The organism is Rhizobium sp. 01T444, from assembly GCF_056398305.1.
Map to the genome: position 1 here is coordinate 1 of NZ_JBFTPD010000209.1, position 667 is coordinate 667.

The window sequence follows — 667 nt, forward strand, 5'->3', positions numbered from 1 at the left end:
ACACACCGGTCAGCAGCGCGCCGACGATACCGCCGACACCGTGCACGCCGAACACGTCGAGCGAGTCGTCCGCGCCGAGCATCTTCTTGAGACCGTTCACGCCCCACAGGCAGGCGAAGCCGGCGATGAAGCCGACGATGATCGCGCCCATCAGGCCGACGTTGCCGGCGGCCGGGGTGATGGCCACCAGGCCCGCAACCGCGCCGGACGCAGCGCCCAGCATCGAGGCCTTGCCGCGCATCAGCGCTTCACCGATGCACCATGCGAGCACGGCGGCAGCAGTGGCCGAGAAGGTGTTCATGAAGGCCAGCACGGCGCTGGTGCCTGCTTCGAGGGCGGAGCCGGCGTTGAAGCCGAACCAGCCGACCCACAGCAGCGAGGCGCCGACCATGGTGAGCGTCAGCGAGTGCGGCGTGAACGATTCCTTGCCATAGCCGATGCGCTTGCCGATCAGGACGGCACCGACCAGGCCCGCGACGGCGGCGTTGATGTGCACCACGGTACCGCCGGCGAAGTCCAGCGCGCCCCACTGCCAGATGAGACCGGCCTTGGAATTCATCGCATCGACCACGTCCTTGCTGGCGTAGGCGTCCGGGCCCATCCAGAACCAGACCATGTGCGCGATCGGCGCATAGCTGAAGGTGAACCACAGCGCCATGAACAGCAG

1 protein-coding gene is annotated in these 667 nt (G+C 67.6%); it reads right to left on the reverse strand.

Features of this window, described 5'->3' with window-relative positions; all coding sequences use genetic code 11:
- A partial coding sequence (locus AC1DTN_RS38010; RefSeq protein WP_477925317.1) for an ammonium transporter occupies window positions 1-667 on the reverse strand: 667 nt, incomplete at both ends.